The 15,937-nt window shown below is 43.5% G+C and carries 12 protein-coding genes; 2 read left to right on the top strand and 10 right to left on the bottom strand.

Going from position 1 to position 15,937, the window contains the following annotated elements; genetic code table 11:
- Window positions 1-62: 62 nt before the first annotated feature.
- From A3775_RS11490 to A3775_RS11470, 5 genes are all read right to left on the bottom strand, one after another.
- A complete protein-coding gene (locus A3775_RS11490; protein WP_066379982.1) occupies window positions 63-2,276 on the bottom strand; it encodes a tetratricopeptide repeat protein in 2,214 nt (737 codons plus the stop codon).
- 259 nt (window positions 2,277-2,535) lie between these two features.
- On the bottom strand, window positions 2,536-2,715 hold the full coding sequence (psb34, locus tag A3775_RS11485) for a photosystem II assembly protein Psb34 (RefSeq protein ID WP_066379984.1): 180 nt from the start codon (window positions 2,713-2,715) through the stop codon (window positions 2,536-2,538).
- A 200-nt stretch (window positions 2,716-2,915) separates the two neighbouring features.
- Window positions 2,916-4,898 carry a glycine oxidase ThiO gene (gene thiO / locus A3775_RS11480; protein ID WP_066379986.1) on the bottom strand — a complete coding sequence of 661 codons (1,983 nt, stop codon included), beginning with the start codon at window positions 4,896-4,898 and terminating at the stop codon, window positions 2,916-2,918.
- A 158-nt stretch (window positions 4,899-5,056) separates the two neighbouring features.
- The gene (locus A3775_RS11475) at window positions 5,057-5,509 is read right to left on the bottom strand and encodes a hypothetical protein (RefSeq protein ID WP_066379988.1); all 453 of its coding nucleotides are present in this window, start codon (window positions 5,507-5,509) and stop codon (window positions 5,057-5,059) included.
- 21 nt (window positions 5,510-5,530) lie between these two features.
- Window positions 5,531-5,869: a 2Fe-2S iron-sulfur cluster-binding protein gene (locus tag A3775_RS11470; protein ID WP_066379989.1), complete on the bottom strand. Its 339-nt coding sequence runs from the start codon at window positions 5,867-5,869 to the stop codon at window positions 5,531-5,533.
- A gap of 75 nt (window positions 5,870-5,944) precedes the next feature.
- Between A3775_RS11470 and cimA the strand changes: the two genes are divergently transcribed.
- Window positions 5,945-7,645 carry a citramalate synthase gene (gene cimA / locus A3775_RS11465; RefSeq protein ID WP_066379991.1) on the top strand — a complete coding sequence of 567 codons (1,701 nt, stop codon included), beginning with the start codon at window positions 5,945-5,947 and terminating at the stop codon, window positions 7,643-7,645.
- A 147-nt stretch (window positions 7,646-7,792) separates the two neighbouring features.
- Here the strand turns inward: cimA and A3775_RS11460 are convergent, their stop codons facing one another.
- The gene (locus A3775_RS11460; protein WP_066379994.1) at window positions 7,793-8,026 is read right to left on the bottom strand and encodes a hypothetical protein; all 234 of its coding nucleotides are present in this window, start codon (window positions 8,024-8,026) and stop codon (window positions 7,793-7,795) included.
- Window positions 8,027-8,188: 162 nt separating this feature from the next.
- On the opposite strand from A3775_RS11460, the gene A3775_RS11455 reads away from it, so the two are divergent.
- On the top strand, window positions 8,189-10,324 hold the full coding sequence (locus A3775_RS11455; RefSeq protein WP_066425004.1) for an NAD(P)/FAD-dependent oxidoreductase: 2,136 nt from the start codon (window positions 8,189-8,191) through the stop codon (window positions 10,322-10,324).
- A 71-nt stretch (window positions 10,325-10,395) separates the two neighbouring features.
- Here A3775_RS11455 and A3775_RS11450 read toward each other — a convergent pair whose 3' ends face one another.
- From A3775_RS11450 to A3775_RS11435, 4 genes are all read right to left on the bottom strand, one after another.
- Complete coding sequence (locus tag A3775_RS11450) at window positions 10,396-11,952, bottom strand: hypothetical protein (RefSeq protein ID WP_197480135.1); 1,557 nt, start codon at window positions 11,950-11,952, stop codon at window positions 10,396-10,398.
- 450 nt (window positions 11,953-12,402) lie between these two features.
- Window positions 12,403-13,893, bottom strand: coding sequence for an Ig-like domain-containing protein (locus tag A3775_RS11445; protein WP_066425002.1), 1,491 nt, complete (start codon window positions 13,891-13,893; stop codon window positions 12,403-12,405).
- A 77-nt stretch (window positions 13,894-13,970) separates the two neighbouring features.
- Window positions 13,971-14,735 carry a TIGR03943 family putative permease subunit gene (locus A3775_RS11440; protein ID WP_066379997.1) on the bottom strand — a complete coding sequence of 255 codons (765 nt, stop codon included), beginning with the start codon at window positions 14,733-14,735 and terminating at the stop codon, window positions 13,971-13,973.
- A gap of 129 nt (window positions 14,736-14,864) precedes the next feature.
- The gene (locus tag A3775_RS11435) at window positions 14,865-15,920 is read right to left on the bottom strand and encodes a permease (protein WP_066379998.1); all 1,056 of its coding nucleotides are present in this window, start codon (window positions 15,918-15,920) and stop codon (window positions 14,865-14,867) included.
- Between the last annotated feature and the right edge of the window lie 17 nt (window positions 15,921-15,937).

Below are 15,937 nucleotides of genomic sequence, written 5' to 3'. Positions count from 1 at the left end.
TTTCTCAGGACTAAAGTCCTGACTACAAACTTTTTACTAAGTATGATTAAATTGTCACAAAACTATAATTTTGGTAAAATTTCCGGTAACAAATGACCAGGAACTTTAGATAAAGCTAAATTTTGTCCTTGGATACCTAATTCATTGTGGAACGCCCGAATAGTTCTGACTATATAAGTGAAAGTGGTTTGATAAGCCTCTGGTTGTTTACTCAAACCATTTAAAGCTTGCAGATGATTGTTTAATGCTGCTTCTAAGTGATGCGATCGCCTAGTTTGTTCGCCATCAAAGCTATTGTCTGTGACTAACTGATAATGAGCTAGCCCTAAGTTATTATGAGTAGCGAACAAATCAAAGCTTAAGGCTGTATTGCTGAGTGAATCAGCCAAAGCGATCGCTTCTTCGTAAGCATCAATACACAATTGTAATAACTTGCGTCGCTCCTCCTTCTGAGTTTGGCTACAATTAGCTAAATGCCAATAAGCAGTACCCAAATTATTCTCTGTCGCCGCGCAAGCACTGGGAACATTTGCCGGAGTGCGATATTTTAAAGCTTCCCGGTAAACTTCAATAGCTAACTGGAGATGTTCTACAGGCTGTTCATACTGTGCCAAATTCCAATAAGCAGTACCGATATTGTTTTGAATCATCCCATATTTTAGCGGTTCATCCTGGGGATGATAGTAAGCTAGAGCTTGTTTGTAGGCAGCGATCGCTTGCTTTAAATGTACAATCGGCTGATGATATTGTGCTAAATGCCAGTAAGCAGTACCTAAATTGTTCTGACAAGCTGCATACTTGAGCGCATCTAATTCTACCCTGCGGTAGCGCAACGCCTCAATATAAGCTGAAACCGCTTTCTGCCAATTTTCCGCCGGATGAGCAAAGCCAGCTAAATCACCGTAGGCTGTACCCAAATTATTTTGCACCCGCGCATAAGTTTCTGTTTGGGTTTCTGGGGAAATTATTTTTAAAGCCAACTGATAAAATTCAATTGCTTGTTCTATATAAGTTTGTCCGGCTTCAGAACTGGATGGTGTGCGATACAGCATCCAATACAGTGTACCGAGATCATTGAGAATATTCGGCAGTTCTGGAGATTTATCATCATAAGTAATTGCCTCCTGATAGGCAATAATCGCTACCATCAGGTTTTCTAAAGTTGAGTTTCCCTGTTCAATATAAAGACGATATAAGTTACCCAACTGAAGATAAGCAGTTGCCAGCATCTCGCCGGAAGCTTTTTGTGAGTGTAATTTCTCAATTTCTAACAATAATTCCTGGGGTTGCCAGTTATCCTCACCTGCTGGCACAACATTCTTGTTACTTGTCGCTGACACTAACTCTGTTAATTCTTGACTGACATGAGACAAAGACAACAGGGATGGAGTTTTAACTTGACTATTTGTAGTAGAGAGTCCCTGTGGTTTTGGCTTACTGGTTAATAACTCTGAAATTGATCCTGAAACTTCATCTTTAACTTGTGGTGTGTTGCCAGACATATCTGTTGGTAAGTCGATCTGATCGCTTAATTCTAGTTCTGTCGTATCCCTAGCTCTAACTTCTGTTTCCAGACTGAAATCATCTAGTATAGATTGTTCAAAATTCCCGAAGTTAAAACTTTGGTAACTAGAAAAACGCTCAGGATAACCTTGATTTTGTGTTGCTGGTGTCGGTTCTCCAGCAAAAACAAACACACCAGTACGCCAACGCCAAAACTCTGGTACTGACTGCTGAATCGCGGATAACCAAGGACGCGATAACCACAATAACACGCTAGATTCCAAAAATCTGCTAGACTTTTGACCAGAAAAATACTGTTCGCACAAGCGTAGATAATGTAAAAATAAACGCTGACCTGATACCGATTCTTTTGTCAGTTGCTCCACACCCACAATCTGAAATGTTGGTATTGGTAAAGGCTTTCCTGGATTGTCTTGGGATGCACCCACAACTGGCGGCGGATAATTAGTCAACCACTGATTAATTTGTTCTATGGGATTTGGCTCACTGACATTTAAGCGCAAAGTCACTAATCGCGGGTAAGCAGGGGTGCTAATACCTTGACCATCTGCTGGCTGATATAGCACCTGTCCCACCGGATAGGCTAAAGTAGAATGCAAGCGGGCAGCTACTTGATTTCTTAAGTGTAAATCATCACTTACAGCTAAAAATAGTTGTCGCCGTAAACCAAGACTAACGGCAAGTTTTAAACGGTGATATACTTGCCTGTTCCAAACAGAATTCTCGGAATTTACAGTATCATTCACGCTCATGACGGCTGAATAGCCAAATTATAGTTAAAATCAAAATTAATCTTACGGTCTAATCTATGGCTCTAATTAAGTAGACGTGACCACATTAAGTGTTAATCTATACTTAAGATTGTTTTTTGGAAATTTCGTAAGCAACATAAGTAGTTAATTATACTTTTAACACCTAATGCTATTTTAGCAAAAAAGAAAAAATAAGGTTCCTTTCAAACTGGAACCCGAAAGACAAAAAAAAGTTAAATTTTATTAAAAGTTATGTTTTTTAACTGAGGTTTGAAACAGAGAAGGCGACAAAAATTAAACCGCCAACCAAAATTGTACCAACGACTCCGATGATGATGTAATTACGCTTTTGTGCATTTGTAGGAGGTTCTGCTTGATAAATCTTGGGTTCTTGGGCAAAATTGTTTAAACGTCCGCCTTCTTCACTGGTATAGGGCATGAATAAATTCCTTGCTCTGAATTTGTTCTTTAATCTTATAAAGACATAGAGATACTGCTCACAGCATCAGATACAAATCGTTACGAAAGGTCAGACTTGTAGGGTGCGTCAGACTGTTTAAATGCTGTTATTGATTAACCTATTTGTGATATCTGACGCACCCTACTAATATGCCAGTTGCGTAAGACCAGTATTATAGACTAACTACTAATTGTCCCGGTTAGCGGTGAACTAGCACTAGCGTAGGATTTGATAGGCATTCGCCCGGCGAGGTATGCTAAACGTCCGGCGACAGTTGCCAAATTCATGGCGGCAGCCATAGCGGCGGGATTTTGAGCCAGGGCGATCGCACTATTAATTAATAAAGCATCTGCGCCTAATTCCATCGCTTGAGACGCTTCTGAAGGTGCGCCAATCCCCGCATCTACAACTACCGGCACATTGGCATTCTCAATAATGATTTGAATATTCGCAAGTGTTTTTAAACCCTGCCCTGAACCAATAGGAGCAGCTAAAGGCATAACTGTAGCACAGCCTACTTCTTCTAACCGCTTGGCTAGCATCGGATCAGCATTGATGTAGGGTAGCACCGCAAAACCTTCTTTTACCAATTGTTCGGCGGCTTGCAACGTACCTATGGGATCAGGTAGTAAATATTTCTGATCTGGTATGACTTCTAACTTAACAAAATTATTATCTTCTTGTCCCAATAACTTCGCCATTTCTCTTCCCAAACGCGCCACCCGAATCGCCTCTTCTGCGGTTTGACAGCCGGCGGTATTGGGCAACATCCAGATTTTAGACCAATCCAAGGCCTCTGCTAAACTTTCATGACCAGGGGCTTTAGTTTGTACCCGTCTAACTGCTACTGTCACTATTTGGCAACCGCTAGCCTCAACACTTTGCTGCATTTCGTCAATGCTGCGGTATTTACCTGTACCAGTCATTAACCGCGAGTGGAAGCTTTTACCCGCGATAGTGAGTGGTGAGTCGGGAATCGGGAGTGGGGAGTGAGAAGTCAGAACTGGGGTGAGTTGGGAATGTCCGTTGGAAAAGTTGGCGGAATGGGTAAACATGGGGCTGGTAGATGGCTGTTGTTGACAGCGTGAATAGTGGAAGTGAGACAGTAGGGGATCTGATTTTTGTTCCCAGATAAAATCAGCAATCAGTGCGGCGGTGATAGGTGCTAGCAATATACCATTACGATAATGTCCAGTAGCCAAGGTCAGATTTGAGCAATGGCTAGCCCCTAAGATGGGTAATTCGTCAGGCGTGGCGGGACGATATCCCCACCAAAATTGTTCGATAGGATAATGCTGTAGTTGGGGATAGAGGCGGATAGCTCCTTGCAGTAAGGTTTGAATGCCCGCCGGGGTGTTGTGGGGAGTAAAACCAACATCTTCGCTGGTTGCACCAATAATAATAGACCGGTTGCGCCTGGGTACAATGTAAATATTATCACCAAATAAAACTCTTTTTAAGGGTAATTCGGTAACAGATTCGGGGACTCTGACGCTCAACATTTGCCCCTTGCGTGGCTGCACAGGTAGAGGTAATAAGTCATTTGCCCAAGCACCTGTAGCTAAAACATAATGTTCAGCCCGAATGACACCTGTGTTAGTTTGGACACCTACAACTTGTCCCTGTCGCTGTAAAAGTGCTTCGACTGTAATGCCGTCTTTGAGTTCCACACCCAGGGACTCAGCCGCACTCCACAGGACGCGTACTAAAGCGCGATTATCAACTTGGGCATCTTCTGGATACCACCAACCACCAACTACTTCTGCACCCAATCCTGGTTGATATTGATGGATAGCTGTTTGATCTAACCAGTATGCAGGTGAGTCTTCTTTATTCCCCTGCGCCTCTGCTTCCCTACTTCCCGACTGTTGATCAACTGGGGCGAGGATACCACAAGCCCAGTAACCAGTATTTAAACCTGTTAACTCTTCGAGTTTGGCTGTCCAGTCTGGATATAATGAACGCGATCGCCAGCACAGCGATTTCATGGCTGTATCGGTGATTTTTTCGGCATCAGGAGCCAACATCCCGGCGGCGGCGTGGGAAGCAGCCGCTTGGAAATCACGACAAAGCACGGTGACTTTAGCACCGCGCAATTTGAGTTCAACGGCGATCGCCAAGCCCATCACGCCGCCACCAATAATTAAAATGTCTCTAGTCATTAGTCAATAGTCATTTATTGTTAACTATTTATCATTAGTACAACTAATAACTCATAACTTGTAACCAATGACTATGACAAGCTGGGAGTGGGGGACTTTTAAATCAGAGGGAGTAGGGGAGAAGAACTATTACCCAGTCAAGAGTCCCCTCCTAACTCCTACCACAAAGCTCGAATTGGTTGTTTATTTTGATTCGACACAGTACCACTGGATGAGGTATCTGTAGATTGCTCGTCTGAGACGTTCTCTACAGAACTGTCCATTGATGAATCGTTGGGAGCGTTATTTTGAGCTACCCTAGTTCTGCTTGTAGAAGTGCGTTCTTCTTGGCTAACGCTGCCTGAGTTTTCAATGCTGTTAAAATCCTCTTGAGCCACATTACTTCTGCTTGCAGAGGTATTGTTTTCCGAAGCATTCGCATTACTCCTATTCCGACCGGCAGAGGAGCTATTAACATTAATGTTAGCGGGGAGTACCCTTGAGGTTTTGCCGTTGGGAGCATTATTAGAGGCGGTTTGTTGCTCACCTATAGGAAAATTAATACCGAGCATTGTACCCATTAAAATGGCCAAGCCTCCAGCCATGAGAATTAGCGGTGTCCATCTACCCATCTTGATTTTCTCCTGATTAACCTAACCTTCTGGTTGCCATACTACTTGAGAACCTTGACCCCAAAATCCGTCAAATTTACTGACTCGTACATCTCCTAAGACTTGAGTCTGACAAGCTAAACGCAGGTCTTTTGTAGGAGAATGGGGAGGAAGCGATCGCCGCGTTTTGTCGCGCCAATTCACCACCGACACCTCACCTTCTACTTTAACTGCACAAGTTCCACAACTACCAATACCGCGACAGTTGATGACCTGAGAGCCGCCATTATAGAGGTCAATACCGTTTTTTAACAGAATCTTGCGTAAATTGGCTCCTCTATCGCACTCTATCGTTTTACCCTGAGCTATTACTTTAGGCATATTTTAATTACCACATAGTCTTTTTCTTGTATCTTGGCACATTGCATTTAAACTTTTATCCCAAGTTTTAGTCTTATGACCACAAATCCCTTACCCCACATCTGGCTTTATGACACCACACTACGGGATGGCACGCAGAGAGAAGGATTATCAGTTTCTATTGAAGACAAACTACGCATAGCCCACAGACTCGATGATTTAGGGATTCCTTTCATTGAGGGTGGCTGGCCGGGAGCCAACCCAAAGGATGTTCAGTTTTTCTGGCAACTACAAGAAAATCCGCTCAAACAAGCAGAAATTGTTGCATTTTGTTCAACTCGTCGTCCTCATACCAATGCTGCCGATGAAACAATGTTGCAAGCAATTTTGACGGCTGGTAGTCGTTGGGTAACGATTTTTGGCAAATCGTGGGATTTACATGTCACATCTGGTCTAAAGACCACTTTAGAGGAAAATTTGGCCATGATCCGCGATACCGTCGAGTTTTTTCGCTCTCAAGGGCGGCGCGTAATTTACGATGCTGAACACTGGTTCGATGGCTACAAACACAATCGTGATTATGCTCTCCAGACGTTAGAGGTAGCAATGGCAGCCGGTGCTGAATGGCTAGTCCTCTGTGACACTAACGGCGGTACTTTACCTGACGAGGTCAGTCAAATAGTTAAAGATGTTGTTCAGGCGACTCTTGAGTGGGGACTCTTGACTCTGAAGAAGCAGGGGGGCAGGGGAGCAGAGGAGAAAAATTCAATGCCCAATGCTCAATCCCCCATTCCCCAAATCGGTATCCATACTCATAATGATTCAGATACGGCGGTAGCAAATGCCCTAGCAGCAGTTATGGCAGGGGCAACAATGGTACAAGGTACAATCAACGGTTACGGTGAACGCTGCGGTAATGCTAACCTATGTTCACTTATTCCTAATTTACAACTAAAACTTGGTTATAGCTGTATTGCAGAACACCAGCTTAGTCAGTTGGCAGAAGCTAGTCGTTTTGTCAGTGAAGTGGTAAACTTAGCTCCTGATGAACATGCGCCTTTTGTGGGACGTTCGGCTTTTGCCCATAAGGGTGGTATTCATGTCTCGGCGGTGGAACGTAATCCCCTCACTTATGAACACATTCAACCCGAACAAGTGGGGAATCGTCGCCGCATTGTGATTTCTGAACAATCGGGCATGAGTAATATTTTAGCTAAAGCCCGTACCTTTGGCATTGAACTCGATAAGCAAGACCCCAGGGCTAGGCAAATTCTCCAGCGTCTCAAACAATTGGAAAGTGAAGGGTATCAATTTGAGGCGGCTGAGGCGAGTTTTGCCTTATTGATGTATGAAGCTTTGGGGGAACGACGGCAGTTTTTTGACATCAAAGGTTTTCAAGTCCATTGTGACTTGGTGGAAGGCAAGGAATCTAGTAATGCCTTAGCCACTGTGAAAGTAGCTGTTAATGGTGAAAATCAACTAGAAGCTGCTGAAGGTAATGGCCCTGTGGCAGCGTTGGATGCTGCTTTACGCAAGGCTTTACTGAATTTTTATCCGCAATTGGCTAATTTTGAGTTAACTGACTACAAAGTGCGGATTCTCAATGGGCATCAAGGCACAGCATCAACAACTCGTGTACTGGTGGAATCAGGTAATGGTTCTCAACGCTGGGCGACGGTAGGCGTGTCTACAAATATCTTGGCTGCTTCCTATCAGGCGGTTGTTGAGGGTTTGGAGTATGGGTTATTGTTGCATTTTCTAGAAGCTAGAATTCAGGGGTTAGAGGTTAGAGGCTAGGGGCTATCTTTTTAACTTTTGGCTGATTGAGCGATCGCACAGCAATTATGATTTTGATTCCCACACCACAAATCAGCGCGATCGCTCAGTCCTACCTCAACACTCGATAGACGCATTCATCGCGTCTCTACAAGAAAAATCGCCGCTTTAACTAAATTTCTCCCAAGCTTGACTGACTAATTTACTCAGCCAGCGTCGTTGCTGCTGATCTAATAATGGGTCATCAGCTAGCAGTTGCGCGGTTAAATCTTCTAAAGAGCGTCCCTGAGAACGCATGATTTTAATGACTCCGGCGATCGCTGATGCTACTAATTCTTCATCCACTGGTTTTTGTTTTAAAGCAAAAATTTCTTGGGGACTGTTTGGAATGGGATAATTCATGGCGTGGGTTTATAAAATTACAAAATGAATCAAAAAATTTGACAATTTTTTAAAAAATCTTTACCGAATCATTATGGAAACCAATAGGGCGGAGTCTAGCGTACTTGATGCCTTTCCCATATCTGCCTGAATAAGTAGATTTCGCGGAGATATTAGAAAAACATGAAAGAAATCCTCTATCTTGAAGTTCCGATTCCAGATACAACAACTGTACGCAGTTGGCTGCAAATAGAATTTAACCCCGGAAGTTGGGACAAAGTGCTGACTCCAGATGGATTCCGCCTGAAATTATCTAGTAAATATACAACAGGTGGGGCTAATTTTTCCGAACAATTACCGAAAGAAATTTCTGTATTTGTTTGGTCTGTCCAAAGAACCACTTATCTTAAGGTGTTTCGTTGGGCAGACAAGCCACTGCCCCAAGAGCAAGAATTCCTACAACGCTTAACTACGGAAATTAGAAGCCGGTTTCCCAATCAATACCCAGAACCACCAGCGATTGATTTATCCCAGCAATCAATTTTTGAGGCTTTAGCACCTGACTATCCCCTGACGGTAAAATATTTCCAAAAAATGCCCAATGGAGAATATGACCTCCAGCGCGCTTATTGGTGGGAACAAAGATGGCGCGAAGGGGTAAGAAATCCACAGCAACCCCGTCAGGTAGTGTTTTCACACACAGATGACAGACAAATTAATTCAAAAGTCAAGAATTCTGGGGAAAAAATCTCCCCTGCCTCCCCTACCTACGATTTAATTTACATCGGTGGCGCATTAGGGGCGATTCATGCGGCGGTGATGGCGAAACTGGGGTACAAAGTGCTACTGGTGGAACGTCTACCTTTTGGGCGGATGAATCGGGAATGGAATATTGCCCGTGATGAAATTCAAAGTTTGGTTAACTTGGGTTTGGTGACACCAGCCGAGTTAGAAAAGATTATTGCTAGGGAGTATAAGGACGGATTCAATAAGTTTTTTGATGGTAATAATCCCGCCAAATTGCGATCGCCTGTTTTACACACCCCCACAGTGCTAAATTTAGCTTTAAACTCAGATACATGGCTGCAAATGTGCGGCGAAAAGCTAAAAGCCGCAGGTGGGGAAATTTGGGATGAGACAGAATTTTTACGTGCAGATATTGATGACTCTCAAGTTGTAGTCACTCTCCAGCATTTACCCACTCAAGCAGAAAAACAAGTGAGTGGGCGACTGTTAGTCGATGCAATGGGAACAGCTTCCCCCATCGCTTGGCAATTAAACGGTGGACGGGCTTTTGATAGTGTTTGTCCTACAGTGGGGGCTGTGATTGACGGCGGTTTAGCACCGGAAGTATGGGATTCTGACTATGGAGACGTACTTTATAGCCACGGTGATATTTCACGGGGTAGACAGTTGATTTGGGAATTATTTCCCGGTGCGGGTGCAGAATTGACGATTTATCTGTTTCATTATCATCAAGTCAATCCCAAAAATCCCGGTTCTTTGCTGGAGATGTATGAAGATTTCTTTACTATCTTGCCAGAGTATCGCCGTTGTGATATGGAGAAGTTAGTTTGGAAAAAACCGACATTTGGCTACATACCGGGACATTTTAGTGTGAGTGATAGCGATCGCCAAGTGGCATTTAATCGATTAATCGCCATTGGTGATGCAGCTTCTCTACAATCTCCTCTTGTTTTTACGGGCTTTGGTTCCCTAGTTCGCAACTTAGAACGGTTAACCACCCTGTTAGATATTGCCCTCAAACAAGATTTATTAACTTTCCGCCACTTAAACCGCATTCGTGCTTATCAAAGCAATGTGTCTGTAACTTGGCTGTTTTCTAAAGGGATGATGGTTCCTACCGGGAAATTTTTACCACCCCAGCGCATTAACTCCATGTTAAATACCTTCTTTGGGCTATTAGCAGATGAACCCCCAGAAGTAGCCGACAATTTCATCAAAGATAAATGTGATTGGTTCACCTTTAACCGTTTAGCACTGAAAGCAGCCCGCAAAAATCCGGCTTTGCTGTGGTGGATTTGGGAAATGGCCGGGGCTAAAGATTTACTACGATGGTTAGGGAGCTATATTAATTTTGCTCGTTACGCCCTAGTTAGCGTCTTGCTGTTTGCATGGTTTCCGGGCTTTTTAGCGTGGAGTAAACCTTGGCTAGAAAATAAGTATCCCGCCTTGTGGTTGCGACTATTAGCTATTAATTACGCTATCACCACAGGCAGACCGCGATCGCCCCATGAATTCGTCAATTCCAACTCAACAAAAGTCATGCAAACACCAAAAACCGGAATGATGAATTAATCCCAAGTCAATAGTCAATAGTCAGTTGACTGTTGACTGTTGATTGTTGACTAATGATTAATAACTAATAACTACTGACCATTTGGCTTATTAAAATTTGGTAGTTCTACTGAAGCTAAAGATTGACGCTTCTTGCGTTGGTGCTGGGGATAAATCACTGGTGAAGGTGATGTACTATCCTCAGCATATTTATCTTGATCTAATGAATTCGGCGGTAAATCAGTCAATGGTGCCACCTCTTCCACAGGATTATTTGGTGCTGCAACAGTTTGCTGACTGGGGAAGACATTAAATGACAAAGTTGATGGTGTGGCAGGATTTACTTCTGGCGATGGTTCTAATGGTTGTTCTGATGGGGTGTTTGGTATCTCATCGACTTCCCCATCGCTAGCCCAAGAGTTGAATAAGGGCTGAACCACGGGATTTTGGTTTAAATTGGGCTGGGGTGTAGACGCTTGTGATGCTACAGACTCTGACTGAGAAGCAAAAAACATTTGAATCAAACTATCTATTTGCTGATCTAAGTCTGAGGATGAACTGACAGCAGAAACTTCTTCGGGCGTAGTTTGAGCATCATCATCTATGGTTGCCTGTGACTCAGGTGGTTGTGCTGGGGTGGGTGCTTCTTCCTGGGCTGGCCAATTCCACAGAGAATCAGAGGGGGGATTAGGGGTAGAGTAATGACTACTAAATGGTGTTGGTGCTGGTGGTTCACTCCACACAGGAGGATTCTCAGGAGGTGGTTCTGGCTGTGGGGATTCTGGTTCTGCTGACCAAGGTTTAATAGGCTGGGCGTTGGGGAATAAAGAGCGAGCTTTTTTAGTAAATCGGCTTTTGAAGTTGGCTGTATTTTCGGTACTATGAGCAGATTTGGCTTTTGAATCGTCGCTGGGGATAGATGTATCTAAACATTTTTCCAGGGCTGCTTTGAATTGTAAGGTTTGGCGTTGTTGTCGCATCAACCTAGTACGTAACTCTCGACAAACATTTTCCGACTGTACGATTTGTTGAGATTGTTCGTTATAGTTAGTTTGTAGTAAGGCACATTCGCGTTCTAACTGAGCAATGCGCTGTTGGCTAATTTGTAGTTGTGCTTTATAACTTTCAATCAGAATTTCTTGACGCTGTACGGTGGTGGTAGCCGTTTCTAACTGTTGGAATAGAGATTGGATTTGTTCTTGGGCGGCGGATAGTTCTTGGGTTTGCTGATTGAGCATCGACTCAGTGACGCTATAACGTTTTTTGTGCCACTGTAAAGATTTGTCTGTTTCAGCTAAATCATCTTTAAGATGTTCCACTTGCTGATATAATTCATTATTCGCGGTTCGCAATTCTTCATTTAGTGCCAGCAGCTTTTGAAATTCATCATTCACTTGTGTTTGTGTTTCGCTCTCAAGCTCTACCACCCAATCTTTTTGAGTGGTTTTATCCTGCTTAAAATCAGCAACTTGTGTATGCTCCTGTTCATTTGCGGCTGGCTTGAGGAGTGGCACATTTGCAACTGTGGTATTTGCAGCAGGCACAACTGTATAAAAGGGACAAATCGTCTGTTGTGGTTGTAGAGAATTATCAGCAGAATTAAAAGATTCCATCACAGCCCTGTAGTTTGAGGTGTCAGCTTCATTCATCACTCTTGAACCACCCACTGAACAACATTCGGCATTACTATCGTTGAACAGTGCATATCAACTGCCTAGGGGTTGATTGTTAAGCCAAGTTAGGCTTGCCCCTAGTATGAGTGTTCGCGCTCATTCATTAATTAGTGTTTCCCATGTTGTCTAACTAACTGATGCCGTTATAACATTAAGAACTTACCCCTCGTCAACCTGAGATATGGCGGGGGTTTCGAGTTTAAATGCTACAAATATATAAACCGCAGTACAGATACTTAATATCAGGTAGGTACTGGCTTGGCTGGGATAAACAGTTATGTGGTAGTTGCTCGCTGGTACAAATTCAAACGCTGGAGAAACACTAGCTCTGTATCTAATTTAGCAAATAGTTATTCGAGAAAAACAAGAAAAAAAGGCAAAAATTTAAAATTCTTTTGCCTTTCACTTTTGAATTTTTAACTTTTTTTATGGTAGCCACCGGGGATGAAATCCCACTAAAGGTAGTTTTTCTGGCTGAATACTGCTGATGGCATTGTCAGAAATGGGTAGTAGGGGCATTAACCACAGACTACTGGTAGCGATCGCCTCGCCGTCATCGGTTTTTAAGTTGTTGGGCGATGTTGGTATAGGATTCTCTTGAGGAATTATTTGGTCAAATAGCAAAGCCAAACCATCAGGGGCTAAAGTCATTTGTACGTTTCTTTGTCCGACAGGTAACACCAATAATGGTTTCTGCTGTTGCGTTTTCAGGTCAATTGCCACTAAGTAAGGCTGTTCTATATACTCTGTTTGAGAGATAAGTTGTGTTAACAAGCAGTAGAGAGTCGGTGAACCTGGATCAAACTGGCAGCTGAGAATCGAGCCGGTAGTTTTTAACAAAGACTTCTGTGTGCCTTGGTTTGTCACTAAGAATAAATCTCTTGTGAAATCTGTATTAAACTTGACCATTGCTGCTTGAGAGCCATCTTTGGAGAATGCCTGTACTAGCCCAAATTGGGGTAGAAAATCTAGGGGTTTACTGGCATCGGGTTGTAGCGGTAGGATGGCTGCACCTTGTCCTTGGGCTACGGCTACGGCTTTGCTATCGGGAGTAATTAAAAAGTCTCCTCCTGGCTGACTTTGCAACCTTTGAGGTTGAGGTTGTTCACCGGGTTTGTGGTTGGCTGGCATAAACCACAGTCCAAAGTCACTGGGATTATTTCTATTTCCCCGTTGCACAACTATGGTTTCGCCATCAGGCGACAAGTCAAATTTGAGGTTTTGATAGTCTTTATTATTTAAAACTAGGTCAACTTTACCGGCTGCGGCTGTTGGTTTGTCAGTTTTAGCTGGAATTCCGGTTGTGACGGTGTACAGTTGCGCTGACAGTAAATCTTGGTTATTGCTAGCACGAGCCGAAAAGAGAATTTTTTCCCCATCTGGAAATGGTTTAAAGTCCATTACTACCAAATCTTTTGGGGTAAGTAATTTTTTTTGTTCTTTGGTCAAGTTATACAGGACTAAGCGTCCTTTGTCTTGTGCGTCGGCTCCTATGTACATCAGAACGCGATCGCGTGTGCGAAATTGACCCGTAAATGGCTCAATTATCCGATTTGAGGCTTCTGTTTGGGAGAACTTATCTTTAGCTCCCTGTAACTGTACTTTATAATTTGCACCATAAGGTGCTGGTGTCAACAGAGTATAAACCATCCGTCGCCCAGCCCAACTAAATTTACCCGCTAAAGGTGGGTCAATTTTTAAGTTTTCCTCAACGCTTTTGACATCCATCGGACGGCTAAAGGTAAAGGTAAAAGAAATATCATCTGCACCAATTTGTTGATTTTGCCAACTAAAATCTCGCACACGCGGCACAACAACATCGCCTTGCAAAATCAGGAAGCCAATCAGTAGACTCAGCAGCAACATCAAGGCGATCGCTACCCGATCTAATGGTTGGAAAAATGCTTTGGTAGTCATTAGTCATTAGTTATTAGTCATTAGTCATTAGTCATTAATTGCTCTCCTCCGCTCCTCCTCTCTCTCATCTCCCTCAATTAATAACTATAGGGATTCTGCGGTTGGGGAATCTTTGTCAAGGATTTGGCGGCAATAGTGAGTTGACGTTTACCATTGATAGTTTCTGTGATCATTTGCCCTTCTATTTCTAGCCAAGTGTCGGGAGAATATCTTTCTTGATTATTGCTGAGTTTCACGGGTAAACCGATAGGATAAGCATCTGCGGCACAACAAGTCAGCACAAATCTGGCGATGAATATATACTCTTTGCCTATGTCTGGTGGGTGGATGACAAATCCTTGCACCTTGGCTTTTTGACCTGTGTATGCGTCTGGTTCTGGATAGACGCTGAGTGTACGCACCCAGTCTACAAGCGATCGCTCTTCTGGACGAATGGCAGCACGAAATGATTGGGGTTGAACACGAGAAGTTGTTAATAAGTCGGTAACACCCTTTTGGAGTGCTTTATCACTGGCAAATACTTGCGGTGTAATGGTTAAGCCTAGAATTGCTGAGATTAACAACAAGCTACTACCCAAGCCAGGGGCAAAAAAATTAACGTGTTGGGCGTTGGGTGTAACTTCCCGTTTGCGCTTTCGTTGTCGCCAAAGTTCTTGGGCTTTCAATAAACCAACGATGAGCAAAGCTATACCACCGGCTACCACTAACCCAAAGAAATTGGGGTGAATCAACAAGTACAGCTTGCCAGTTAGCCAATATCTCAACATCAACACACCCCAAGCTATGATTGCCAACACATCCAGCCAGGGAATTAACCGATTTGGAGCCTGAGATTTAGTCATGAGTGATGAGTTATTAGTCATTAGTTATTAGTCATTAGTCATTAGTTTTTCTCCTCCGCTTCCTGCCCCCTGCCCCCCTGCTTCCCTATCCTCCTGCTGCTTAAGAGTTTCCATTCCCTATTTCTCATGTCAAAATACGTGCAAGTTAACAAACAGGGTGAACAAAAATGTCAGTTGTCCGGCTAAGGCAAATAAGTAGAAGATAGTTTTGGGTTTGAACATGGATAACATCAAGCCGACACTTTTGATGTCAATCATGGGGCCAAAAACCAAAAATGCTAATAGCGAACCAGTGCTAAACGCTGAGGCGAAAGACAGGGCAAAAAAGGAATCGACTGTGGAACAAATTGAGACAACGGCGGCTAATACTAGCATGACTAGAATTGAGGTAATCGGGCCAGCACCGAGACTGAGAATCAAATCGCGGGGGGCTAAAACTTGAATTGCTGCCGCGATCGCACTACCTAAAACCATCACTCCCCCTAATTCCCGTAACTCTTGGATAGCATTATCTAGGGCTAGGCGGAGTTTGTCTGCTGCTGGTTTACTGGTGGTGATAGCAGCCTCATTGCTGGGGGCGAGATTAGCATCTAATTTTGTGGTGATCCCGGCTCTACCGCCTAAAATATAAGTGCCAGAACGTAACATATTTGGTGTGTTGGCGGTTTGTTGTCTGGGCTGATTTCTGCCCCGGCGTTTTGCTTCCGGTTTAGGTGGGGGGTTAAATTTTAAATAACGGGCGATCGCCGGTTGAACTATAGGCTGCAAGTCTGTTTGAAAACTGAAAACACAACCAATAATCGTGGCAATTAACAAGGAAAATACTACTCGTAACACTACCATTTCTGGCTGATCACGAAATGCTGTCCAGGTAGCCCAAATCACAATCGGGTTAATTGTGGGTGCTGCTAGTAGGAAACCAACTGCTACTGGTGTGGGTACTCCTTGCATCAGCAATCGCCTGGCTACCGGCACATTGCCACATTCACACACCGGAAACAAAAAGCCCACCATACTGCCGACTAAAGCTCCCATGAAGGGGTTTCTGGGCATTATTTCTACTAATTTGCGCTCATCTACAAAAAACAGCAGCAAACTAGAGAATAAAACCCCTAGCAGCAAAAAAGGCATCGCCTCGACTAGCAGACTCAAAAATATAGTGAAACCATTGTTCAGTTGATTCATGGGTGTCGCAGTCAAAA

The organism is Anabaena sp. 4-3 (assembly GCF_001597745.1).
Lineage (GTDB): Bacteria > Cyanobacteriota > Cyanobacteriia > Cyanobacteriales > Nostocaceae > Trichormus.
The sequence above is the reverse complement of the archived record's forward strand: the minus strand, read 5'-3'. Positions and strand labels throughout refer to the sequence as shown.